Genomic DNA, 22,072 nt, shown 5'->3' on the forward strand with positions numbered 1-22,072 from the left:
CCCTGGACTTGCCCTCAGAACTGTGTTGCCGCAGAGCTCCAGTGAGTCACGGGCGAATTCGTGTCAGGGCCGCGTCCACAACCGTCCAGGCCATGGCGATTGCGCCTTCTATGAGTGCATGATCGGCCCGATCCGAGGATGCAGCTTCGGTGAAGGCGTACTGATGGTTGGACACGGGTGAGTCACAGATCTTGATGTGAGGGTGAAGGCTGGGGACGACTTGGGAGACGGCGCCGAAGTCGGTTGAGGCCCTGAATGCGCGGGCCTCGGCATCCTGCGGAAAGCTTCGGCCCAGCGTCTCCGCATTGCGCTGATACAACGACGCAAGCCGCGGCGACTGCACAACATTCGGGTACGTCTGTTCCCAGTCCAGCTCCACTGTGCAGCCGGCCGCGAGGGCTGCCCCCGTGAAGCACGCCTCGACACGTGGGATCAGGGCCTCGAGGTCCGCCAGGGTCTGGGCTCTGATCCCGTACAAACCGCCGGACTTTCCTGGGATCACGTTGGCGGCTGCACCGGCATTCGTGACCACACCATGGACTCGGGTGTCGTTGGGGAGCTGCTGGCGTAGCAGGCCGATAGCGACCTGCGCGATGGTCGATGCGTCTGCGGCGTTCGCTGCCTCCCATGGCGAGGCGGCAGCGTGGGAGCTCCTACCTGAGAACGTGAAGGAGAATCCGGTGCTGGCGAGGAAGCTCGGTGAGGCGTCTTCGAACGGCGCAGGATGGATCATCATGGCCATGTCGGATCCGATGAATGCACCCTGTTCGAGCATGAGGATCTTGCCGCCGCCGGTCTCCTCTGCCGGAGTGCCCAACAGTTCCACCGTGAGATCGAGTTGCCCAGCGACGTGCTTCAGTCCCACCGCCGCGGCGACCGCGCATGCCGCTATCACGTTGTGACCGCAGGCGTGGCCGAGCTCAGGCAATGCGTCATATTCTGCTACCACGACCGCCTTGAAGGAGCCCTCACCCGCAACTGCGGAGATCGCAGTGTCAAGCCCGAAAGCCCGTTCAGTCACCGTGAATCCGGCTGCGCGGAGCTCGTTCGCGACTTCCCGGCTCGAGTAGAACTCCTCGAAGCCGAGCTCCGGTGTGCCGTGGATGCGATGGCTGAGGCCGACCGCCTGGTCTCGGAACGCCTCTATCGCGGCCTGGACCTCAGACTTAATAGTTTTTCGGAGTTCGGGATCCCCGGCCGCTGCTTCCCTTACGGTTCCAGGGATGGCCGCGTTGGCACTCATGCGCCGGCCGCCGCGACGAATCCGATGGCATGTCCCTCGGGCACTGCAAAGGACCCGCCCCCTGGCGCCGTCGTCAGGAAAGCCCACACGAATCCCGTGACGGGCATCTTGACCTCTTCCACGACAGACCCATCCATGCCCACGATGTGTGCTATGACGCTGCCTTGCTCCACAACTGTTCCCGGCTCGCAAACCGGGAACAGAACCCCCGACTCGAGAGAGGTGAGTACCCCATGGTACGTGAAACTCCCATGAAGCCTTTCGATCAACTGAGGCACGACAGGGTCAGCCAACATTCCCAGTTTGGACATAACATTGAGGACACCGCGGACGCCTGCCTCATATCCTTGGTGTCCATGCTCGTCGAGCAACTCGACCATGAGCCCCGGAATGCCGTGCGCTGAGGCTGCGGCGGCGGGCTGGCCTTCGACGGACCCCACGCGCTCCGCCGTGCCGTCCTTTGGATCGGTCATCAGAACGGGGGTAACGCCGAAAGCTTCCGCCATCGCGCGCTGGACCTCGCGGACCTCGGGTGAGGAGCACTCGTCAGCGAACTCCATCGACATGGGCACCGCCGGCTCCGCGTTGTTGTGCAGGTCGATGTAATGGGTTGCGACATCGAAGAGCTTGCGGATCTGCGCCCCGATCCTCAGTGTTGGCGATCCTGCCGGGTCGCTGGGCCAGTAGCACGGCATGCCCATGTGAATGCCATCCTCGGGGGAAGCATACGTCGCCCGGTCGAAAGCAAGGGGATTCGTCACCGGGACCGAGATCAAGGTTCCGCGCAGCCTCGCCGGGTCAATGCGCTCAATAAGTTTGAGAAGCGTCCGTGTTCCCGTGATTTCAGTGCCGTGGGTGGCCCCAGTGACAAGAAGGACAGGACCCGGTTCTGCGCCGTGCATAATGCTCACCGGCACACCGACTATCTGCCCGGAAGCGGACATGGTTGCGGTCAGGCGATCGTGTCGCAGCTCTCCGGCGGGTACCCGGAAGGGTCCGACCTCGAATACGCTCATTGACGGTCTCCTTAGTGTGGGGTTCACGATGCGGCCGGCGCCGCGGTGGAAGCGAGGCAGCGGTGGGTGATGGCTTCGGTGGTTAATTGATCTCCGGTCAACTCTCCGGAGACGGCGCCGTTCTTGACAATGATGACTCGATGACAGAGATGGGCGAGATCCTCATATTCACTGCTCGCGATCACGACGGAGCAGCCGTCCTGGGCGGCGCGGTTGATCAGATCAAAAAGAGTCTTCTTGGCCCCGACGTCCACGCCGTTGGTCGGTTCGTGGAGGAAGAGCACATGGGGATGGGTGAGTAGCCATTTGGCAAGGATCAACTTTTGCTGGTTGCCGCCGCTGAACGACCCGAGAGGCAGATTGGGAGACAGCGGCCGCAACCCAACACGGCGCATCGCCTCGATCGCGTCCTTGCGCTCCTCTGAGTAGGCCATGCGGCCCGAACGCCAATAACGCCTTATGGTGGCCATCGTGAGGTTCTCGGCAGCCGAAGCGGCCATGAGTCCGCTGGAAGTCGCTCGATCTGCGGGGATATAAGCCATCCCCATGCCCATGGCACGGCGCGGTCGAAGCCAGTTCTGGTCGACTTCCTTGCCCTTGACTTCGACCTTCCCTTCTCCTCGGCTGGCGCCGAAGCACAGGGCGATGATTTCCTCGAAACCATCGCCCACGAGACCGGTCAGCCCGAGGATCTCTCCCCGGGACGCCACGAATGAGACGTCCTGGGTGTCTGTTCCACCGAGGTTTGTCACCCGCAGGACGGGCTCAGCCACGGCCGTATGTTCGGACGGATAGAGGTTCGTGAGTTCCGTGCCAAGGATGGCCGTTATGAGGTCATCGGTTGTCGCTGACGCGACGTCCATAGTTGCCACGACTTCTCCTGACCTCAGGATCGTCGCCCGATCGCAAATATCCTTCACCTCGTCGAGTCGGTGCGTCACGAACACGACCGAGCTACCGGTGGCCTTGATCCGGCGGAGGACCTCGAATACTTGGTGCACCGCGTCTCCGGGGAGATATGCGGTGGGCTCGTCGAGGACGAGTACGCCCCTTTCTTCGCCGCTTATGGACTCGATGCCCCTGATGATCGACAGCATGGCCCGCTCTACTGCGGACAGGGACCCGACCACCGTCTCAGGAGACAGCCCGAGTCCGTAACGTCGAAGGGTCTCGTGGGTATAGGACCGTTGGGCGCGCCAGTTGATCCTTCCCCATCGTGTGCGGTATCGGCCTAGCCCGAGCGTCTCCATGACGGTGGACGAAAGGACGAGGCCGAGATCCTGGTGCACAAATCCAAGCTTCAGGCGTTCTGCCGTCTTAGGGTCGATCGGGAGGTTCTCCGACTGGCCCGACACTGTGACGCGGGGCGCATTGTCTGGCGTGTAGCCCCCGTCCGGTGCGATCTGTCCGGCGAGTAGTTTGATCAGTGTGGACTTGCCTGAGCCGTTCTCGCCCAGAAGGGCATGGATCTCACCGGACGCGATCTCAAGGGAAGCATCCTTGAGGACGGGGCGTGCCCCGTAGGATTTGGTGAGATGTTCGGCCCGGAGCAGGAGCTCCCGGTTTGTCGAGATCATGGTACGGATCACCCGTGCCAGAGCCGGGTGTAGTAAGACCGGAAGTCGAACGAGCCGTACCAGTCGCCGGACTTCTTCGCGAGGTCGATCGTGTCGATGTTGGCCCGCGTAAATGTCCGGTTCGGGACCTGCTCATCCGCAACCGCATCTTCGCCGGCGGTCGCGCGCATCGCCTGGTCAACGGCCGCCCACCCCATTTGGTAGAGGTTGGTACCTACTGTCGCAGCCTCCGGGTCCGCCTTGTCCTGAAGCCCGTTCAGGGCCCCGACGATGGCGTTCGAGCCCACCAAGCGGATGTTTCGCCCGGCGAGGCTGGTGATCGACGGCTTAATCGCCAGGTTCATGTCGTCCACGAGGCTCACGACGTAGCGGGTCTCTGGGTTGCGCTGCAGAAACGCGTTGACCTGCGGTTGAAGGAGAGATGACCAGGCTTCCAGGGGTGCGTCCTGGACGGCGACCTTGGCATCAGGGCACAGCTGGGCGAATTGTTTCGTGAATTGGTCGACCACATCGGAACTCGAGGTTCCGAAGGTCGAAGAGCCCAGATAGAGCACACCGGCGTTGCAAGACGAGTCCGCCGCGACGAAGTTTGCCTGCCGTGTACCCACATCGTTCGTCGCCGACGCGTAGGCGAAGACTCCGATGTCGGCGAGTTCCTTGGACACCTTGCCTGGCGCGTCACTGCCGACACTGATGACTGGGATTCCGCGGTTTTTGGCTCCGGTGATGCTTGACGCGACGCTCTTCGGGGGCGTGCCCTGGAGCAGGATGATGTCGACGGATTGGGCGACTGCCTGATCCACGAGTGCGGCGGCCTTCGGAGGATCGCCTTCGCTATCCGAAATGGTGACGGTGGCACCCGCCGCCGCTGCGGCTTCCTTGACGCCGGCGAGAACGTCCTGGCTGAACGGGAAACTGAGGCCGCTCGCGATGAACCGGATATTCTTGCCCCGCAACGCAGTCCCGTTCTTGACGGACGGGATCTTGGGGCTATCGGTCACGGGCGCGATGTCGAGGGCTAGTGCCTTGGCGGCTACGCTTTCCGGGTTCGAGGTCCCTGCACTGGCGTTTGTGCTCTCACTTGCCTTCTGACAGCCCGTGATGCTCAGGAGCACAACGGAAATCACGATGGGCAGGATGGCTGCGCGTTTCTGTCTCATCATTTGAATTACCTAATCTTGTTGGGTCGAGAACGACATTGTTCTTGGATGCTCATGCGCGAATTTTTCGGCGGTTGCGGCGGCCCGAGTACGTCGAGAGGGCGACTCCCAGGATCAGAGCCATGCCGTAGAACACCTGGGTCACCCAACCAGCGAGTCCCAGGAGCTGGAGTCCGGTGATGCCGGTCGCGAGAAAGTACGTCGCAACCGCCGTTCCTATGATGTTGAACCGGCCGGGAGCGAAGCTGGTGGATCCGAGCATCGCTGCCGCGAACGGCGCGAGCGCGTAGCTGGTACCGACGTTTGGGTCAGCTGAGCCCAGCACTCCGGTGAGCAGAATTGCGGCCACCGCGCCTAGAAGGCTGGACACGATAAGGGACCCGGCTCGGATTGCGTCCACACGAACGCCGGACAGGCGAGCCACCTCTCGCCCGGCACCGGTGAAGTACAGGCTGCGGCCGATGGGCGTGTGCTGGAAGACGTACCACGCGACCACAACCACAGCCAGCGCGTAGAAGAAGACGAGCTGGATCCCTCCCACAGTGCTTCGGGCGGCATCAACCAGGTCCACGGAGATACCGGTGACGGTGAGGTTATTCAGCCCCAGAGCGAAGCCGATGAGCACGGAGGTCATCGCGAGCGTCACAATGAGTGAACTGATCCCGATACGGACGATGAAAAAGGCGTTGACGCATCCGACCACCAACCCAATTGCCAGCGCCACGAGCACTGTCGGAATCAGCGGCCACCTTTGGATGACGTTGAGATAACCCATCGTGACTACGGTGATCACAACCACACCGCTTGACGACAGATCGAACTCTCCGGCTGCCATCGGAATGGTCACGGCGATTGCCACGATCAGGACCGTGGCCTGCGAACTGAGGAGGTAGCCCAAGTTCGAGCCTGAGAGGAAAACTCCGGGCAGCAGCACGCTAAAGGCCACGATCATCAAGGCCCAGGTGATAATCAGCCCGAAGCGCGAACCGATGAGAGCGATCCAATCGTGAGCTCGCAACTTCGGCTCGGCCAGAGGACCGTCAGTTGTGTTTGCGGGACGGGATGGTCCGTCCGTAACCTCGGGGCCACCGCGGGACGTCGCGGTGAAGGCCGCAGGTTCTTGTCCGGTAGGCGTTCGCGCCATTTCGTCACTCCTCATGGATCTCAGTCAGTGCTTGCGCGTTGTCGCGCTTTAAGAAGAGTCTGAGGTCAACGATCATAAGAGGCGGAAATTTGTTTGAATTCGACAACAACACAGCGGAAGTTGTAGGAAAACGATTCTCTGTTCCGTTATTTTGGCTCAGTCGGTCCACGGGCGGAGCGGGACGATGTCCGCGGCTCGACCATTTTCCCCCAGAATCCTGCCCATTCGCTTGACGGACCGCAGATCGATAACCCGGTTTGACACAACCACAAAGGGAAACCGCTCAAGCAGGTTTGCCTCTACCGCCTCGATCTCTCCTAGCGAGTGGAGCCAACAGGTCGCCATGAGGTTGTTGGATCCTGTCGTTGCCGCTGCGACGCGAACCTGAGGGGATCCCGCCAAGCTCCGACACACCTCCTGAAGCCTGTTCGCCGGAACCTTGCCCCAGATTGTTGCTGAGATGGGCCAGCCAAATACTGGCGCGGCAAGATCGCACCTGACTCGCACCACCCCACTGTCAACAAGCCGGCTCACTCGACGCCGGGCGGTCGCGGGGGTCACCCCCGCCCGTGCCCCCAAATCCTGGAAGGCCATTCGCCCGTCAATCACCAACGCGTCCAGAAGATCCCGATCCACTGAATCCAGCTGCGGCATCTCCCGGCGGTCGAGCGCATCCCGTGACGTTACCGATGCGAGCCTGCCGACCTGACTGGTGTCCAGTGCGCGGAGGCGCCAGCGGCTACCCTCTCCGTACAGCGTGGTCACGATTGATACTTCGACACGGTCAACTCCGGGGTACCTACCCAACCGGCTCAATACACTCTCGTGAAGCGAGTAGAGGCTGCGCGAGAACACCGTTATGGCGAGATCGGGCGCGCCCCCCGTAATTTCCAAGGTCGCCACCGAAGGGTCGTTCTGCAGCCTTACAGCCAAATTTTCCCGGAGCCGTGGACGACACCACATCAAGACGAACGCGGTGACGCCAACAGTCTGAAAAGCCGGACCCGGCGTAGCGCTAACCCAAGCGAGTCCGGCGTCGCGCAAGCGGTCCCACCGGCGAGCCAAAGTGATTGGCGCGACGTCCAGCACCTGGGAGATGAGAGCCCACGGCGCGCGGGGAGCGCGCTGTAACGACTCCAGCAACGCGAGGTCGAGCTCGTCCGGAGCGATCGATTCGTGCACAATTCCTCGACTATTTGAAGGTTGTTTCCCTGATGAGGCGGGACGAGACGACCCCGCGTGGCGTTGGCCGCGAGACCTGTGCGCGAACTTAACAGTCGACTCGGCGGTATGTCAACGTCCGTGTTGCCTCGCCGGATCGCACTAGGGCGCTACCAGGTCGATGCTGCCGTGGATGAGTTCGTGTGCGTGTGCTGCTGCGAGGGGCGCGGCAAGACGATGAACCGCCTGGAACGTCTCGCGAACCGCCGGACCGCGCCAGTCCTTCGGGAGGTATTCCGACGGCAGGTTCGGGTCCCGATACGGGAAGCGGCGCCACAGCGTCAGCATGGGGATGTAGTAGCGGAAAGCATCCCGGCGCAGCTGGGCCGTCGAGTTGGCCAAGGCGGCCTCGGGATCATCTCCTACCAGTGCGGCCCAAAGATCTCCGGCCCCTTCGTAGAGATCCAAGAACTCGGCGAATTGCTCGTCGATGGCCTTCAGATCCCACCATTCGGCCACCTTCGGCCGCATGGGGCCTTCAAACAGGTAGTCGCCCCGGAAGAAGTCCACAAACTGGATGAGACCGCGCGAGGCAAGCCGCTCCCGGGCCTGATCCAGGACTTGGGCCGGCGCAATCCATACCCCCGACGCCACGGACCCAAAACCGAGCCCGGACAGTTCTGATCGCAGTTGGTGCCGGCGATTCCGCATTGATTCGGGGACGGAGAATACCGCGAGTACCCAGGATTCCAGGTGGGCGGAGCGATCGGCGGCGAAGATTCTCCGGTCGCCCTCCCGGAAAACGTCCAGAACGGTGTCGGACAGTTCGTATTTGGCGACGCCATCCTGGCGGACACTTTTGAGGACACCTTTGGCCTTCAGCCGCGAGACTGAGGAACGGACTCCCGGCGCGTCATAGCCAAGGTCGCCCAGCATGGAGATCAGCACCGAGACGGGGAGGGCGTCGCCTGAACTGCGGCCGTAGAGCCCATAGATGGTGACGATCAGTTGCTGGTGGCGCACCGGGGGAGCGGGCATGTCCATCATGGTTCAGAGCCCGCGACCTTCGGGACTGTCACGGCGGCCGCCTGCCGGATCCGTTCCGGCCACGGCTGGGCTGAGGCTGAGCCCGCGGGCACGTGGGCAGTGGTCAGCGTCCCATGGGCAGCCAGGCCGCCCGGCGAGTGTGGATGCGCGTGGCCGTAGACCTCAAAGGCAAGGGTCATGGACGTGCGGCCGACTTTTTGGATCCGCACGGTTGCTGTCACCCGCTGGCCAAACCACAGCTTGGCCGTGTAATTGACCACTTGCTGCACTCGTGGAGCGCTCGGAAAGTACTCCGGAAGCACCAGATTGCGGAAGAGCTCTGCCTCGGCGGCCTCCACCCAGCGCATGATCGCCGAATTGTGTTGATGGCCCGACGCATCGGTGTCCACCCATTCCACGGTTCTGTCGATGCTTGCGTGCATCCCTGACGGTGGTTCGGTGCCCTCCACGGTTCCCCCTTCGGCGACGTTGTACTGCTCAGGCCGCGTTCAATTGTATACATCAAGTGACGGCCGTTCGGAACTCGATATGCCGAAAGGGGTTGGCTCAGCGTTCCCGGCGGTTGTCCCGTATCCGGCTGGCTAAGCCGGCTGAAGGGCGGCGGAGGGGAAGCTTCCCCTCCAACTGCGAAATGGCGGGTCCGCGGCTGTGTTCGATGTGGGCAACCGCCAGCGCCGACGCGAGCTCGGCCTGGCCAGCGCAGATCGCATCGCACAGGGCGCGGTGTTCCCGGCAGAGTTGTCCGGCATCCTGCTGGACAACGTTTCCAAAGAGCCACCGCATGCGGTTTGCGACCGGGCGGATCACAGTGGTCAGGAGTTCGTTGCCGGTCAGGCTGAAAATCTCGTCGTGAATGGCCACATTGGTGCTGGCCTTGAGGTCCTCGTCGCCGCTAGCCACGAGCGCTTCGGCGTCGGCGAGGACCGAAAGCAAGCGCTCGGGGCTGGCCCMGGCAGCAACCTGGCGGGCAGCGATGCTCGCTGCCGAGACCTCGATGCTGAGCCGGATATCGAAGACCTCATCGACATCTTGAAGCGTCATTTGCCGGACGACCGCTCCGTGCCGCGGACCCGTCGTCGTGAAGCCATCTGCCTCAAGCTGCAGGAGCGCCTCCCGGACAGGGACCCGTGACACATTCAATTCGGCCGAGAGATCCCTCTCCCGAAGCCAGGTTCCCGGCGTCAGCTCGCCGCTGATGATCCGGTCCCGTATTTCGGTGTAAGCAGAAGCTGTTCGGCTCATCTGACGTGCCGCAGGAAATTGGCAGTGCGTTCGTGGGACGGATTATCCAAGACCTGGGCCGCCGGTCCGGATTCGATGACCCGGCCTTCATCCATGAATATCACTCGGTCGGCGACTTCGCGGGCGAACCCGATTTCGTGGGTGACCACAACCATTGTCATGCCTTCCTCGGCAACGCGCTTCATGACCTGAAGGACGTCGCCGACCAGTTCGGGGTCGAGGGCGCTGGTGGGTTCGTCAAAGAGCATCACTTGGGGTTTCATGGCCAGCGACCGCGCGATGGCAACGCGCTGTTGTTGGCCGCCGGAAAGCTGCGCAGGATATGACCCGGCCTTGTCTTTCAGTCCCACCTTGCCCAGTGCGTCCAGCCCCTGCTCCTTGGCCTCGGCTTTGGACAACCCAAGCACACGCCGGGGGCCGTAGCTGACGTTCTCCAGTGCCGTCATGTGCGTGAAAAGGTTGAAATGCTGGAAGACCATGCCGATCCGCCGCCGCATTCTGGCCGATTCCCGTTCGGTGTGTTCGAACAACTGTCCTTTGTGCATTTTGTAGCCAACACGGTCTCCGCCGACTTCAACCGTCCCGGATTCAACAGCCTCGAGACCGTTGATGCAGCGCAGCAGCGTGCTCTTTCCGGAGCCCGAAGGGCCGAGGACGCAAACGATTTCTCCTGGTGCCACGGACATGTTCACACCACGCAGGATGTGGTTCTTTCCTAGCCATTTGTGGACGTCGTCGATCACCATCAGCGGCGCCTGTGTTCGAGCTTGTCCCTGGGTTGGAGCGAGGGTCATGGCTGGACTGCCTTTCGGGGAAGATCGGGGTGGTTCCGCAACAGCACGTTCCGGCGGATGAGTTCCCGGAACGGCCGCCGGGTCGCGGCGCCGTCCGGGCTGAACTTTTGTTCCAGGAAGTACTGGCCGATGCTGGCAACGCTGACAAGGATGAGGTACCAAGCTGTGGCCACGATGAGCAGCGGCACAATCTTGAAATTCTGGCCGTAGATGAGTTGGGTCTGCGTCAGCAGATCGCTTCCGCCGATCGCGGAGACCAAGGAACTGGCCTTGAGGAGGCCGATGAACTGATTTCCCGTCGGTGGAATGATGACCCTGATGGTCTGCGGCAACACGATCCGCCGCAAAGCCTGTCCGCGCGTCAGGCCGATGCTGAGGCCGGCGTCAGTCTGTCCCTTGCTGACCGACAGAATGCCGCCGCGAATAATTTCCGCCATGTAGCCCGACTCGGCCAGCGACAGCGCACAGAGGCCTGCTGTGAAGCCCGAGATCAGCTGATTGGTATCGGCTCCGAGGATCTTGGGGAACAGCACCGCCAGGTTGAACCAGATGAGGATCTGGACCAGGAGCGGCACACCACGGAAGAACCACACATAGAGCCGGCCGACGACGGCAGCCAGCCTGTTTTTGCTCTGGCACATGAGGGCGACGCCGAAAGCCAGGACCACCGAGATCAACATGCTGAAGACCGAGAGTTCAAGCGTGACGGCGATGCCCTTGAAGATGACCGGGTGGAACATGAACTCGCCGACGCTGGACCAGTCCAGATTCTCATTTGCCGCCTGGGACCAAACGAACAGCGCGGCAATCGCCACAATAAGCGTCCCGGTTGCCATCTGCCCATACGGTTTGCGGCGCTTGGCCTGAATTCCGGGTGCGTGCCCGTCCGATGCGCGTGTTGGATCAAGAATTGTCATGGGAGGCTCCCCGGCTTTGTCCTGCGCCGAGGCCCGGCGGTGGCTGTCAATGGTCATGGCACAGATCACCCGAGGGCGAGCATACGGTTTTCGTCAACATGTGGCTGTCCTTCTTTGCGGAACTGGAATCCGGAGTGCGGTCCGTCGTAGCAGACCGCACTCCGGCAATGACTAGGACGTTGCGAGATTCACGCCCGGTTTCGGCAGATCAATGACAGTGACATCCCACTTCTTCAGAATCGCGTCGTAGCTGCCGTCGGCATGCATGGCCTCCGTTGCTTTCAGGAAGGCGTCCCGCAACTGGGGGTTCTGCTTGTTGAAGATCATGCCGAGGAAGACCTTGGGCTCGAAGTTCACCGGCACTGATTCGAGCTTCCCCTGGGTCTCCCGGTTGATCACGGATACAGCCATGTCCGGCCAGAACATCGCGTCCACCCGGCCTGAAGTCAACGCCAGGTTTTTGTCGCTGCCAGTGGGGAAGGTAACCAGCTCTGGAGCCGGCTTTCCAGCAGCCGTGCAGGCCTTGGCCATGATCCCGACCAAGCGCTCGTCGTCGTTGCCTTTGACACCGCCGATCTTGATTCCGCAGCCGCCGTCGGGCTCGCCCGTAATCTTCTTCGGGTTGCCCTTGGCCACCATAAAGACTGTGCCCGCAACCTGGTAGTCCACGAAATCCACATTTGCTTGGCGGCCCTTGCGGTCCGTCATTCCGGCAATCGACGCATCGAATTTGCCGGTCTGGACGCCAACCAACAACTGGTCGAATGGCACCTTCTGGTAGCTGATCTTCAGGCCGAGTTTGGCGGCCATGGCATCCATGAGGTCGATGTTGAACCCCTTGACGCCGTTTTCGCCGATTGGTGTGAAGTTGGCCGGCTCGAAATCGGGCTGGGTCCCGACCGAGATGGTGCCTTTCGCCTTGATGTCCGCGGGCACCAAGGCTGCAAGGGCCGCGTTGGCACTGTCCGTAGTTGGCGATGCGGCCTGGCCTGGTCCTCCGCAGGCGGCAGTGCCGGCGAGGGTCGAGCCAAGAACCGCGGCGATCGCGACTTTTCTCCAGAGACTTGGTACCCGGGGAGCAAAGTTCTTCATTGATTTTTCTCCTACTTGTGGTGAACGGGAACAACATGGGCAAAAAGATGAACGGGAAGGTCAGTCCGGCCAGCGGGCAGCGGGCTGTCCGGGCAGCGTCGGGACGCGTTTAGGGGTGCCGGTGACGCGTTTAGGGGTGCCGGTGACGCTAGGAAATGGCTGCCGGGATCAGGTCGCTGCGGGGTTCCTCGACGAACACGCCGTCGGCGGCCATCTGGTCCCAGATGCGCTCTACCACCTTGCCGGCCTCGCGGACCAGCCTCGCTTCGTCAACCACTACGAGCGCGCCGTTGCGGACTTGCCAATGGCCATCCGTCATGACGTTTTTGACGGAGAGGCCGTTGGCGTACATCAAGTGATTGAGCGGCTCGCGGGGAACCGTTCCCACACCAACCAGCAGACCGCTGACATCGATGCTCGTCAGGTCAGCCTTTGCACCGACGGCTATGCGGCCAAGGTCCTCGCGGCCCAGACCCCGGGCACCTCCAAGGGTCGCTGATTCCATGGCGGTCCAGATGGACGGACGGACCATGGGCACCGGAGTCGAATCGCCGAGGAAGTCTGCCCTGATCCGGCCATAAATGACGGCCATTTTGAGGTTTTCGATGTAGTCGTTCGAGTGCGTATCCAGGCCGATGCCGGAGTTCACGCCTGCTCCGAGAACTTCCGGCCACGGCCACTGCGCGGGTGTGACTCCTGCGCCAGTGCCCGAGGGACAGTTGGCGAAGGTGAAGTTGGGGTTGGCGAGCAGCGGAAGGTCCCGCTCAAAGTCGATTCCCAGGAGGTGCGCTCCAAAGACCCGTACCGAGCCGTCGAAGAGGCCAAGGCTGTGCAGCCAGGGGATCTCGTCTTGGCCCCACAGCCGGTTCATCGCCACTTTGTCAGGTTGCGGTGCCCGGCCATAACCTGCCTGCAGGTGGATGTGGAGTCCGTGGAGTTCTAGGGCGGCAGCTTTCATGGCGGCAAATGTTTCCGGCGTGTGCACTGCGTTTGTTGCCGGCGCCATCATCGGCAGGATGCGGCCGTCGTCGACGCCGTCGACGGTCCGGGCGTAGGCGAGGTTTTCCTGGATTTCGGCAAGTGTCTCGGGCACCGAATCGAACAATTTCTTGTCGTCATCGCCGCGTTTCCAGATCGGCAAGATCCGCCTCATCCCCGGCACGGCCCCGGAAGGATAGCCGCGGATTCCGAATTGCCGCGCGACGCGAACGTAGGACTGCATGGATCTCAAGCCTTTGGACATTTCAACTTGCGTGGTGCAGCCACCTCGGAGAATTTCTGCCAGGTTCAGGGCAGTCATGGTATCGAGGTCCTCGTCGGGAAGATCCTCCAACAGGACCATTGCGTTGAGGAATTGCCTGCCCTGGCGCAGTGTGGCGCCTTTGCTCATCGGCGTGAGGTTGCCTTCTACATACCCGCGTGTGGCAGCGCCGCCAGCGACGTGGCTGTGCATGGAAATCAACCCCGGAACCAGAAGCTGGCCCTGTAGGTCGATGCGTTCGTCCGTGGTACCGGACCAAGGACGGACGGCCTCGATTCGGTCGCCGCGAACCACTACTTCGTGATCGCGCAGAAGGACCATCTCGCCCTGCTGATGAGCCAGGACCCAACTTGGCGCTAGCACCACGGGACGGTTCTGATCGCGCTGTCCGTCTGTGCCGAGGCCTCGTTGGTGCGCGCGGGCCGACTCGCGCTGCACCCGCTCGGCGAGGGCTATGGTCTGTCCCTTGGATACGCCCCCTTTCCGGCCGAAGAGCGCCGAGTCTTCCGTGAACGCGTCCTCCATAACTGCGCCACCATGGCCGCAGGTGCCGCAGCCCAAACCCTCGGGAGCGGCAGGTGATTCCAGCTCAACCATTGAGACTCTTCCCTCCTCGTCATGGCGCCCCGTCAAGCGGGGCGTCGATTGCGCTCACGGTATACCAAGTTGAAAATTGGCGTCAATGGGGCCGAGAGGGATTTCCTTCAAATTCAGCGATGACAGAAAGGATGAATGGGGCCTGAGTGGCGGAATCACGCCACTTGGCATACCAAGAAGAAATTTCGACGTCGGGAGAGCCTCTTCGTAAACTTCGGAAAAGTCATTGCCCCGAGTGGCCCCAATGGCCTAACATCGATGAGATATGACGATCGTCAGAATTTGAATATATGACCAACCTGGCTCACTCCGCGAACAGGCCCGCCAGGTCCTCCGCCGTCAAAGCGCCGCCGGCCAAGGCATCGCCTTCCATGACATCCGCGAACAGCTGCGATTTCTTGGCTTTGAGCGCCATGACCTTTTCCTCGATGGTGTCCTTTGCCACCAGGCGGTAGACCATCACGTTCCTGGCCTGCCCGATCCTGTGGGTGCGGTCCACGGCTTGTGCCTCAGAGGCCGGGTTCCACCATGGATCCAACAGGAACACGTAATCGGCCTCGGTCAGGTTCAGGCCGAAGCCCCCGGCTTTCAAGGAAATGAGGAACACGGGCGCTGCGCCGTTCTTGAATTCGCTCACGACGTCGGCCCGGTTCCGGGTGCTTCCGTCGAGGTAGCAGAACTCCGTACCCTCTTCCTCAAGACGCTGGCGGACCTTGCCCAGGAATCCCGTGAACTGGCTGAAGATCAGTGCCCTGTGCCCCTCGGCAACAATGTCCTCGAGTTGCTCGAAAAGCACATCGAGCTTGGACGAGCGCACCGCGGACAGGGACTCATCCACGAGGGAGACGTCCAGGCTCAGCTGCCGTAGCAGGGTGAGCGACTGGAAAATGGTGAACCGGTTCTTGTTGACGTCGTCGATCAGCCCGAGGATCTTCTGCCGCTCACGCTGCAAGTGTGTCTGGTACACCTTCTGGTGCCGCGGGTTCAGCACTACTTCCAGCACCTGTTCCTGCTTGGGCGGCAGATCCTTGATGACCTGCTCTTTGGTGCGGCGCATCATGAGGGGACGGACCCGACGGCGGAGCTTGGCGAGCTGCGCTTTGTCGCCGTTCTTTTCGACCGGCTTCTGGTAGTACTCCGCGAAGCGGCGCGGGCTGGAGAACAGTCCTGGTGCCACGATGGAGGTCAGTGCCCAGAATTCCATGAGGTTGTTTTCGAGCGGCGTTCCTGTGATGGCGAGCTTGAACGATGCCGGGAGTTTGCGGGCGCATTGGTAGGCCTTGGACTGGTGGTTCTTCACGAACTGGGCTTCGTCCAACATGAGCCCGGCCCACGCCTTGGCGGCATAGGCCTCGTAGTCGATCCGGAACAGCGCATAGGAAGTGATGACGACGTCGGTTCCGGCCATGGCTTCCTGCGGATCCGCGCCGCTCTTGGCGAAGGTCTCGCCGATGGTCTTCACGCTGAGGCCGGGCGCGAAGCGTTGCACCTCTGCGGCCCAGTTGCCCACGACGCTGGTCGGCGCCACCACTAAGAAGGGGGCGCCGCCGCTCCTGGCGCCGTTATCAGCGTTGCCGCCGTCGCCCGGGGCGGAAACCGCCTGCTCCTTCGCCGCGCACATCAAGGCAATCGCCTGCACGGTCTTGCCAAGCCCCATGTCGTCGGCCAGGACCCCGCCCAGGCTGTGTCGGTACAGGAAGCTCAGCCAGTTGAAGCCCTCCACCTGGTACGGACGGAGTTCGGCGTTAAGCGAGCCGGGCAGCGGCAGCCCGGTCACGCCGTCGTCGAGCAATCCGCCCACAGCCTCGCGCCACGCGGCCGCTTGTTCGTCCACGATCCCCAAGTGCGCGAGCTCATCCCAGAGCCCGGCCTGGAAGCGGCTGATCTGCAGGGTGCCGTGCCGGTCCGGGTTGTCTTGCAAGGACCGGGCTTCGTCGATGAGCGCTCGGAGTTGGTGCAGCTCGGGCAGGTCCAGTGAGAAGTAGGCGCCGCTGGGCAGCAACATGCGGCTCTGGCCCGCCGCGAGGGCGGAAAACACCGCGGCAAAAGACACCGGTTCGCCCTCGAGCGTGATGACGATGCCGAGATCGAACCAGTCGCGGCTGTCGGTGGCCTTGGTCGAAATGGAGACGACGGGAGCCTCGGTGGCTTCGCGGTAGTCGGCGATCTCGCCGGAGGTGTCCACGACCACGTCGGGCAGCTCGCCCAGCCGGGGGAGGACCTCCTCGGTGAAGGCCAGCGTGTCCAGGCCATCGAGCTCAACCGATGCCGTCAGCCGCGGGGCTCCCCATCCGCCGCTCGAGGATTCGCCCAGCGCACCAACCACATCCCAAGGCCGGCCCAAGGTTTCCAGGATCCGGGCTTCCTCGGCGTCGTCGCGGTAGCCGTGATCGTCGGGGTGTCGCCAGAGGGGCTGGGCCGTGACGAGCTTGCCGGCCTTGTAGTGCCACTCCCAGTGCAGCCGCACCCGGTGGTCAGCGCCGTAGTTTGCCAGCAGCGACAGCGTGGGCACGGCGAGAACTGGAAGCTCCACGGAATGGTCAACCGCCGTGACCCGGGTGGATTGCTTGAGTTTCGGATAGAACGCCGTGAGGAATCGTTCCTCGTCCTTGGCCGGAATCTGGAGCCGGGACGCGCCCATGACGAAGTCCAGGAGTTCCTGCGACTCGCCTCCCTCCAGTGGGGCCAGGGTGATGAGGTTCTCGGGTGCCGATACGCCAGGCAAATGCCCCTCGCCGGGGCCCGTGAAGAACAAGCCATGCGCCGGGCGGCCGATCAAGGCCAAGGTCGCCGGATCAAGGGCGTCCCCGCCCAAGGTCACTGACGGCGCCAACTGCAGCCCGTCGTCGGGCCGGTCGCTTGAGGCGTCCCCGCCCGAACGGCTGAGGTCAAGCCCGACGACGGCGGGTTCCGCCGCAATGCGGACAGGCTCGGTCCCGCCGGAGTGGATGAGCGCGACCCCGACTTTCGCCGCTTCGGCCAGCAGGTTCCACAGGTTCTTCCCGGCGAATTCATTGAGCAACATCCACATGCTGGATGTGAGCTGCCGGTAGTCCGAGGTGGAATGCGCGGCCAGGAAGCCCTGCATCCAGTCGATGTGGGCCTCGTTGAATTCGCGCTTGTAGCCGAGGTAGTTCAAGTTGGTCCAGGAGACGTCGCCGCGGATCCACTTGCCCTTGGCGCCCATCATCACCGGGCGGGCCTTGAGCTGTCGCACGCTTCGCAGGGGATCGCGGCGGCCTGTGTAGGAGAAGTGCGGGGCAGGCTCTTCCACTTCGAATGCCAGCGCCAAGGGGAGGCCTTGGCCTTGCGGGGCGGTTCCCGGAGTGGCGATGAGTTTGCTAAGGGCCTGCTCCCAGGCCGGCCGCTGCACCGTTCCCCCGGTCTGGGCAGTTTGGCCGAAAGCGGGGGCGCTGAGCAGCTGTGCCCGCACGGCAGGATGGTCCTCGGCCGCGAAGAGGAGGGCTGCCACGTGTTTGCAGTCCTTGCGGACCGGGCAGCTGCACACCCCCACCGTGCAGCTCCAGCCGCCGGGCTTGCGGACCAGTTTGGCCGACGTCGAATACGGCGAAGGGCCACTGCCCCGGACCTTGCCCATCATCAAGCCCGTGGCGGAGTCGAAAGTGATGCTGCTGACCCTGCTCCCCATGGCATAGGCGAGACCGGCCGCCAAGGAGCGGTCGTTAATGGCGGGTGTCTGAATCGCCAGTTCCCAGGAGTCGTCTGAGCGGGAAGGCATTCTTTGGGGCTACTTTCGGCTGGAGGCTATCTATGAATCCTAGTCAGCCGGGAGCAGCCCTGAAACTTTGCCGGACGTTCACCTCGGCCTAGCCTGCCCGACTGCTGCCCCCGCGTACGTTGAAAGGGTCCGGAGCAGCACAAGCTTCCTAGCAGTGAGGAAATCCCATGACCAGCAATGAGAACCCCGTCATTCTGACGAAGGACAGCATCGAGGCCGCCAACGCAGACGTTGTGGACGCGAACGTCACCGTGGTCAACGAGATGTACGAGGAGCTCCTCAACCATGAGGAAATCGCTACCAACGCGCTGCGCAGCTACTTTGTGGACTACTACCTGACGCAGGCACTCGCGGGCGGTTTCGCCCAGTACGTGTTCACGGTCCCGGAGCGCGAAGAAGTGGACACATTTGTCCGCGAAGGCCTCGAAGCCATGGGCGCCACCGGCCACCTTGAGCTGTTCAACCGCACCGCCGCAGCCTTCGATTCACTTTCAGAGGACGACGCCGAGGCCTACCTGGACGGCGACCTTGACGAGTCGGAGGAGGCCCCGGAGGCCGTGGCCGAGCTCGAAGCCCTCGACGGCGAATTCGAATCCCTATTGGAGACCGAGGACATCATTGCCCTCAACGCGGCCTGGCTCCGCAGCCAGGAAGGCGTCCTCTACCTGGACGAGGAGCAGCTCAAGGCCCACATCGCCGAGCGCGTTGCCCTCATTCCGAACCTCGAAGAGCGCCAGGCCGAGGCAGCCGAAGCCGAGCTCGAGAATGCCCCCGAATTCGAGCTCATCATCCGTGAACTGTGCGACGTTGCCGGCTACGAGCTGGAGAAGATCACTATGGGCGATCCCAACTACGAGCACGACGGCGAGACGATCCTTGCCTGGCACTTCGCCACGGACCACGGCAACTACGTCATGATCGAAGAGGACGATGAAGCCTTCATGATCCACCCGGAGACGAAGGAAATCATCGCGGCCGTCGAGTTCGAGGACGCCTAAAACGCTCGCTCACCTTTAAGCCTTCCAAGGCGAACGCTCGCTCAGATCTGCCGGCCGGTCCGGAGAGATCTGAGCGAGCGTTCGCCTTTTGGGGTTCAAAAGTGAGCGAGGGTTTCAGTACGTCATGCCGCTCGGGGTCACCATTGAGCCGGACGGGCTGACCAGGAACCACACGCCACCCACGCCTTGGCCGTAGGTGTCACTGGAGTCTTCATCCTTGGAATAGAAGTAGATGGGCATCCCGTTGATAGTGATCTGCATCTTGCCGTCTGCTGTGGGGATGGTGCCGATCGTTCCGCTCACCCCGTCAACCGCCGGCGTGGCCGACGTTGTCGTCACGGCCGGCCACGAAGCGGCACATCCTCCGGTGCAGGCGCTCTTGCCGGAATTCTTGACGTCCTTCGTGAAGACGTAAACGCTCTTGCCGTTCGCCGCAACCACTCTCTCGCCGGCGCTCGACGACGCCGTCTTCAGTTCCGCCGCAGCGGCAGAAGCGCTCGACGACGGTGCCGGGCTCGTCGTCGATGTGCTCGGCGCCGCGGCGCTTGAGCTCGCCGGACTTGAGGAAGTCGTCGACGTGCCCGGGCTGCCTCCGCAGGCACTAAGGGCAATGGCCAGTGCAAGGACGCCCAGGCCGGTGCTGAGTTGCTTCTTCATGGTGTGCTCCTTTGCTTGGACCGGCCTTTGACGTGCCGGAGGCTAACCCCTACGACGACGACAGGTGAAGAATGGTTCACAGAGCTGAACCTTTTTCGTGGCGGGCACGTCGTATCGCAGGAGAAGGGGAAGCCGCAGCAGACAGGAGGCGCCGATGCCGCTCGACGAGGACGTCGTGGCCGCGATCTACCGCGACCACGGCACGGCCCTGCGCCGCTTCGTGCTGAGCTGCACGCCGGACGCCCATTTGGCTGAAGACGTGGTGCAGGAAACCATCCTCCGGGTGTGGCAGCATGCCCCGCAGATCACCGGGAGCCTGCGCAGCTATTTGTTCCGGACGGCCCGCAACGTCATCATCGACAATTATCGGAAAGCTCAGCGGCGGCCGGCCGAGGCCGCCGAACGCGACATGGCCGACCCGGAGGAGGCCACCGAACGCGTTGACGAACTTCTCAACCGGGTCCTCATGGAAGAAGCCCTCCTGCGTCTCAGCACCGAGCACCGGGAGGTCCTGATAGCTCTGCACTACGAACGTTTCACCGTGAACGAGGCCGCACTGAGGCTCAACATCCCCAGCGGGACCGTGAAATCCCGGGCCTTCTACGCCGTCAGGGCGCTCCGCACGATTCTGGACGAAATGGGGGTGCAGCGATGAACAATGAAACAGGACTTCACCAATTGCTGGGCGCCTACCTGCTCGGCGGCCTGGAGCGTGCCGAGGCCCGGGCCTTTGAAGAGCACCTGGAAACCTGCGCTGATTGCCGGCGCGAGCTGGCCGAGTTGGAAAGCCTCCCCGCTCTTCTCGACGCGGTCCCCGTGCCCGACGCCGTCGCGCTCGCCGCCGGGCGCCCTGCCGTCAAGCGCCCTGCCGTCGCGCAATCCGCTGCGCCTTTCGAGGTCGAACGCCCCGCCGTCGAGTCCACCCCAGACGCTCGCTCACTTTTGGGGGCCTTTTCAGAAACGCTCCCGCAGCCGATCCTGCTGAAAATGGCAGCGCTGCGCCGGAAATCCCGACGTCGGTGGGTGGCTCTGGTGGGCGCCGTGGCCGCGGCGTGCCTCGGGCTGGGAGTCCTGGCCGGGCCGGTGATGAACCAGCCACCCAAGCCTGATGCCAGCTATTCGGTGCAAACCGACAACGGCCTGCAGCTCACCGTGGGGCTCGTCAAGAAATCGTGGGGGACCGAGCTGCAGCTGGAAGGCCGCAGCATGCCCCTCGACGGCACCATGTACCTGTGGGTCAAGGGCCGCGACGGCAAGGAGGAATTGGCCTGCGGTTGGACGGCCACTTCCAGTGGACGTATCAAGGTGACGGGCGCGACGCCGGTCCAGCTCGCCGGGATCTCGGGCGTGGAACTGCGCGACGACGCCCAGAAGACGGTCGCCGTCATTTCGGTTCCGGGGAGCTAGGGGTCCCCGGAACCCGTTGCGCATGTCCGCCGGCTACGCGGATGCGGCGTCAGCTGCTGCCGGGTCGGGCAGATCCGTTGGTTCCCACGTGGGCCTATCCAGCCTGTTGAAGCTGTACAGATGGATTCCGGTGACACTGTCCGGATGCGCCATGAGCTCGGAGACAAGGCCCTCCGGCGAGTATTTGTCCCCACCCAGGAGCTTGCGGGCGAGAGTTCCCTTGTTGCTGAGGAACTTCAAGGACGTACCGACGCCGATCTGGGTCGCCAAAGCCAGCAGTTTGGTGCGGGGAACGGCGCCGGCTACCCCGGCCCACACCGGCAGTTCGACCCCTTCGCGGCGTAGGAGTGCTGCGTAGTCGAGGACTTTCGGTGCGGAGAAGCACATCTGCGTGACAACATGCGTGGCCAGGGGCTGCTTGGCCAACAAGGCATCCAGGAGGTCCAGCCCGCTCACGGAGGGATGGCCTTCCGGGTAGCCGGCGATGCCCGCGGAGATCCTGCCACCGGAGTACTCAGCGACGTCCTCCAGGAGGTGAAGGCACGATTCGTAGGGGCCGGCGCCCCGTGGTCCGTCTCCACCGATAGCGAAGACCTCGGTGATCCCTGCAGCCACGCAGCTACGGAGGATGCCGGAAAGCTGCGCCCGGTCCTCCAGCCCGCGTGCCGAGAGGTGCGGAATCACGTTGTAGCCGAGGAGGCTGAGCTTGATGGAAGCCTCCATGGTTCGCGTGATGCCGTGATGGGGCAGACAGGTGACGGTGAGTGTTGTGGATACAGGCACCGCGGCCTGGACCTTCTCGACGATTCCGTCCGAGGGAATGATTTCAATCCGAGTGGGGAACATGTTGGGTCCTTACGGATCAGGCCGTAGCGTGGTGTGCGAGGAGGGTGCTGGCTTCCTGGCGGGTGGTGCCGGAGTCCTGGATGCCCTCGGCGATGTGGGCCAGGTGGGCGGGGATGTCGCGGCCTTTCTTGCGCATCGCGGTGGCCCAGAGGCGTCCGGCGCGGTAGGAGGAGC

19 protein-coding genes and 1 pseudogene are annotated in these 22,072 nt (G+C 62.9%); 3 read left to right on the plus strand and 17 right to left on the minus strand.

Going from position 1 to position 22,072, the window contains the following annotated elements:
* Nucleotides 1–46: 46 nt before the first annotated feature.
* The 14 genes from AC1DLO_RS21825 to AC1DLO_RS21890 form a co-directional block, all read right to left on the minus strand.
* Nucleotides 47–1,243 carry an amidohydrolase gene (locus AC1DLO_RS21825; RefSeq protein ID WP_184739602.1) on the minus strand — a complete coding sequence of 399 codons (1,197 nt, stop codon included), beginning with the start codon at nt 1,241–1,243 and terminating at the stop codon, nt 47–49.
* Entirely contained in the window at nt 1,240–2,259 is a 1,020-nt protein-coding gene (locus tag AC1DLO_RS21830) for a succinylglutamate desuccinylase/aspartoacylase family protein (RefSeq protein WP_476891432.1), read from the minus strand. The genes AC1DLO_RS21825 and AC1DLO_RS21830 overlap by 4 nt, the downstream gene beginning before the upstream one ends.
* A 23-nt stretch (nt 2,260–2,282) precedes the next feature.
* A complete protein-coding gene (locus tag AC1DLO_RS21835; RefSeq protein ID WP_476891433.1) occupies nt 2,283–3,836 on the minus strand; it encodes a sugar ABC transporter ATP-binding protein in 1,554 nt (517 codons plus the stop codon).
* A gap of 8 nt (nt 3,837–3,844) precedes the next feature.
* Nucleotides 3,845–4,999 (minus strand): sugar ABC transporter substrate-binding protein, encoded by a 1,155-nt coding sequence (locus AC1DLO_RS21840; protein ID WP_476891434.1) that lies wholly within the window; start codon nt 4,997–4,999, stop codon nt 3,845–3,847.
* A gap of 49 nt (nt 5,000–5,048) precedes the next feature.
* A complete protein-coding gene (locus tag AC1DLO_RS21845) occupies nt 5,049–6,140 on the minus strand; it encodes an ABC transporter permease (RefSeq protein WP_476891435.1) in 1,092 nt (363 codons plus the stop codon).
* Between the two features lie 156 nt (nt 6,141–6,296).
* Nucleotides 6,297–7,322: an Lrp/AsnC family transcriptional regulator gene (locus tag AC1DLO_RS21850; protein WP_184739592.1), complete on the minus strand. Its 1,026-nt coding sequence runs from the start codon at nt 7,320–7,322 to the stop codon at nt 6,297–6,299.
* Between the two features lie 141 nt (nt 7,323–7,463).
* Nucleotides 7,464–8,339: a PaaX family transcriptional regulator gene (locus AC1DLO_RS21855; RefSeq protein ID WP_476891436.1), complete on the minus strand. Its 876-nt coding sequence runs from the start codon at nt 8,337–8,339 to the stop codon at nt 7,464–7,466.
* Between the two features lie 5 nt (nt 8,340–8,344).
* Nucleotides 8,345–8,797, minus strand: coding sequence for an acyl-CoA thioesterase (locus AC1DLO_RS21860; protein WP_476891437.1), 453 nt, complete (start codon nt 8,795–8,797; stop codon nt 8,345–8,347).
* 97 nt (nt 8,798–8,894) lie between these two features.
* Nucleotides 8,895–9,590: a GntR family transcriptional regulator gene (locus tag AC1DLO_RS21865; RefSeq protein WP_476914608.1), complete on the minus strand. Its 696-nt coding sequence runs from the start codon at nt 9,588–9,590 to the stop codon at nt 8,895–8,897.
* On the minus strand, nt 9,587–10,384 hold the full coding sequence (locus AC1DLO_RS21870; protein WP_476891439.1) for an amino acid ABC transporter ATP-binding protein: 798 nt from the start codon (nt 10,382–10,384) through the stop codon (nt 9,587–9,589). The genes AC1DLO_RS21865 and AC1DLO_RS21870 overlap by 4 nt, the downstream gene beginning before the upstream one ends.
* Nucleotides 10,381–11,301, minus strand: a complete 921-nt coding sequence (locus tag AC1DLO_RS21875; protein WP_476914609.1) for an amino acid ABC transporter permease — start codon at nt 11,299–11,301, stop codon at nt 10,381–10,383. Before AC1DLO_RS21875 ends, AC1DLO_RS21870 begins: the two co-directional genes overlap by 4 nt.
* Nucleotides 11,302–11,472: 171 nt before the next feature.
* On the minus strand, nt 11,473–12,393 hold the full coding sequence (locus tag AC1DLO_RS21880) for an ABC transporter substrate-binding protein (protein ID WP_476891441.1): 921 nt from the start codon (nt 12,391–12,393) through the stop codon (nt 11,473–11,475).
* A 148-nt stretch (nt 12,394–12,541) separates the two neighbouring features.
* Nucleotides 12,542–14,251 carry an amidohydrolase family protein gene (locus AC1DLO_RS21885; RefSeq protein WP_476891442.1) on the minus strand — a complete coding sequence of 570 codons (1,710 nt, stop codon included), beginning with the start codon at nt 14,249–14,251 and terminating at the stop codon, nt 12,542–12,544.
* 304 nt (nt 14,252–14,555) lie between these two features.
* A complete protein-coding gene (locus AC1DLO_RS21890; RefSeq protein WP_476914610.1) occupies nt 14,556–17,990 on the minus strand; it encodes a DEAD/DEAH box helicase in 3,435 nt (1,144 codons plus the stop codon).
* A 167-nt stretch (nt 17,991–18,157) separates the two neighbouring features.
* On the opposite strand from AC1DLO_RS21890, the gene AC1DLO_RS21895 reads away from it, so the two are divergent.
* Nucleotides 18,158–18,988, plus strand: coding sequence for a DMP19 family protein (locus AC1DLO_RS21895; RefSeq protein ID WP_184739575.1), 831 nt, complete (start codon nt 18,158–18,160; stop codon nt 18,986–18,988).
* A gap of 114 nt (nt 18,989–19,102) precedes the next feature.
* Here the strand turns inward: AC1DLO_RS21895 and AC1DLO_RS21900 are convergent, their stop codons facing one another.
* Nucleotides 19,103–19,645: a COG4315 family predicted lipoprotein gene (locus AC1DLO_RS21900; RefSeq protein ID WP_476891444.1), complete on the minus strand. Its 543-nt coding sequence runs from the start codon at nt 19,643–19,645 to the stop codon at nt 19,103–19,105.
* 154 nt (nt 19,646–19,799) lie between these two features.
* On the opposite strand from AC1DLO_RS21900, the gene AC1DLO_RS21905 reads away from it, so the two are divergent.
* Together AC1DLO_RS21905 and AC1DLO_RS21910 are read left to right on the plus strand one after the other, a co-directional pair.
* Entirely contained in the window at nt 19,800–20,300 is a 501-nt protein-coding gene (locus AC1DLO_RS21905; RefSeq protein WP_476891445.1) for a sigma-70 family RNA polymerase sigma factor, read from the plus strand.
* Nucleotides 20,297–21,052 (plus strand): anti-sigma factor, encoded by a 756-nt coding sequence (locus AC1DLO_RS21910; RefSeq protein WP_476891446.1) that lies wholly within the window; start codon nt 20,297–20,299, stop codon nt 21,050–21,052. Before AC1DLO_RS21905 ends, AC1DLO_RS21910 begins: the two co-directional genes overlap by 4 nt.
* 33 nt (nt 21,053–21,085) lie before the next feature.
* Here the strand turns inward: AC1DLO_RS21910 and AC1DLO_RS21915 are convergent, their stop codons facing one another.
* Together AC1DLO_RS21915 and AC1DLO_RS21920 are read right to left on the minus strand one after the other, a co-directional pair.
* On the minus strand, nt 21,086–21,898 hold the full coding sequence (locus tag AC1DLO_RS21915; protein ID WP_476891447.1) for a methylenetetrahydrofolate reductase: 813 nt from the start codon (nt 21,896–21,898) through the stop codon (nt 21,086–21,088).
* A 16-nt stretch (nt 21,899–21,914) separates the two neighbouring features.
* Nucleotides 21,915–22,072, minus strand: a pseudogene (locus tag AC1DLO_RS21920) (lipoyl synthase); the annotation flags it as partial.

Source organism: Arthrobacter sp. 01T419, assembly GCF_056398865.1.

Bases quoted from the DNA above. Each gene is read 5' to 3' on its own strand.
- AC1DLO_RS21845 (WP_476891435.1), bottom strand. From the start codon at position 6,140: ATGGCGCGAACGCCTACCGGACAAGAACCTGCGGCCTTCACCGCGACG.
- AC1DLO_RS21825 (WP_184739602.1), bottom strand. From the start codon at position 1,243: ATGAGTGCCAACGCGGCCATCCCTGGAACCGTAAGGGAAGCAGCGGCC.
- AC1DLO_RS21830 (WP_476891432.1), bottom strand. From the start codon at position 2,259: ATGAGCGTATTCGAGGTCGGACCCTTCCGGGTACCCGCCGGAGAGCTG.
- AC1DLO_RS21915 (WP_476891447.1), bottom strand. From the start codon at position 21,898: ATGTTCCCCACTCGGATTGAAATCATTCCCTCGGACGGAATCGTCGAG.
- AC1DLO_RS21880 (WP_476891441.1), bottom strand. From the start codon at position 12,393: ATGAAGAACTTTGCTCCCCGGGTACCAAGTCTCTGGAGAAAAGTCGCG.
- AC1DLO_RS21840 (WP_476891434.1), bottom strand. From the start codon at position 4,999: ATGATGAGACAGAAACGCGCAGCCATCCTGCCCATCGTGATTTCCGTT.
- AC1DLO_RS21900 (WP_476891444.1), bottom strand. From the start codon at position 19,645: ATGAAGAAGCAACTCAGCACCGGCCTGGGCGTCCTTGCACTGGCCATT.
- AC1DLO_RS21910 (WP_476891446.1), top strand. From the start codon at position 20,297: ATGAACAATGAAACAGGACTTCACCAATTGCTGGGCGCCTACCTGCTC.
- AC1DLO_RS21895 (WP_184739575.1), top strand. From the start codon at position 18,158: ATGACCAGCAATGAGAACCCCGTCATTCTGACGAAGGACAGCATCGAG.
- AC1DLO_RS21835 (WP_476891433.1), bottom strand. From the start codon at position 3,836: ATGATCTCGACAAACCGGGAGCTCCTGCTCCGGGCCGAACATCTCACC.
- AC1DLO_RS21855 (WP_476891436.1), bottom strand. From the start codon at position 8,339: ATGCCCGCTCCCCCGGTGCGCCACCAGCAACTGATCGTCACCATCTAT.
- AC1DLO_RS21870 (WP_476891439.1), bottom strand. From the start codon at position 10,384: ATGACCCTCGCTCCAACCCAGGGACAAGCTCGAACACAGGCGCCGCTG.
- AC1DLO_RS21905 (WP_476891445.1), top strand. From the start codon at position 19,800: ATGCCGCTCGACGAGGACGTCGTGGCCGCGATCTACCGCGACCACGGC.
- AC1DLO_RS21890 (WP_476914610.1), bottom strand. From the start codon at position 17,990: ATGCCTTCCCGCTCAGACGACTCCTGGGAACTGGCGATTCAGACACCC.
- AC1DLO_RS21875 (WP_476914609.1), bottom strand. From the start codon at position 11,301: ATGACAATTCTTGATCCAACACGCGCATCGGACGGGCACGCACCCGGA.
- AC1DLO_RS21885 (WP_476891442.1), bottom strand. From the start codon at position 14,251: ATGGTTGAGCTGGAATCACCTGCCGCTCCCGAGGGTTTGGGCTGCGGC.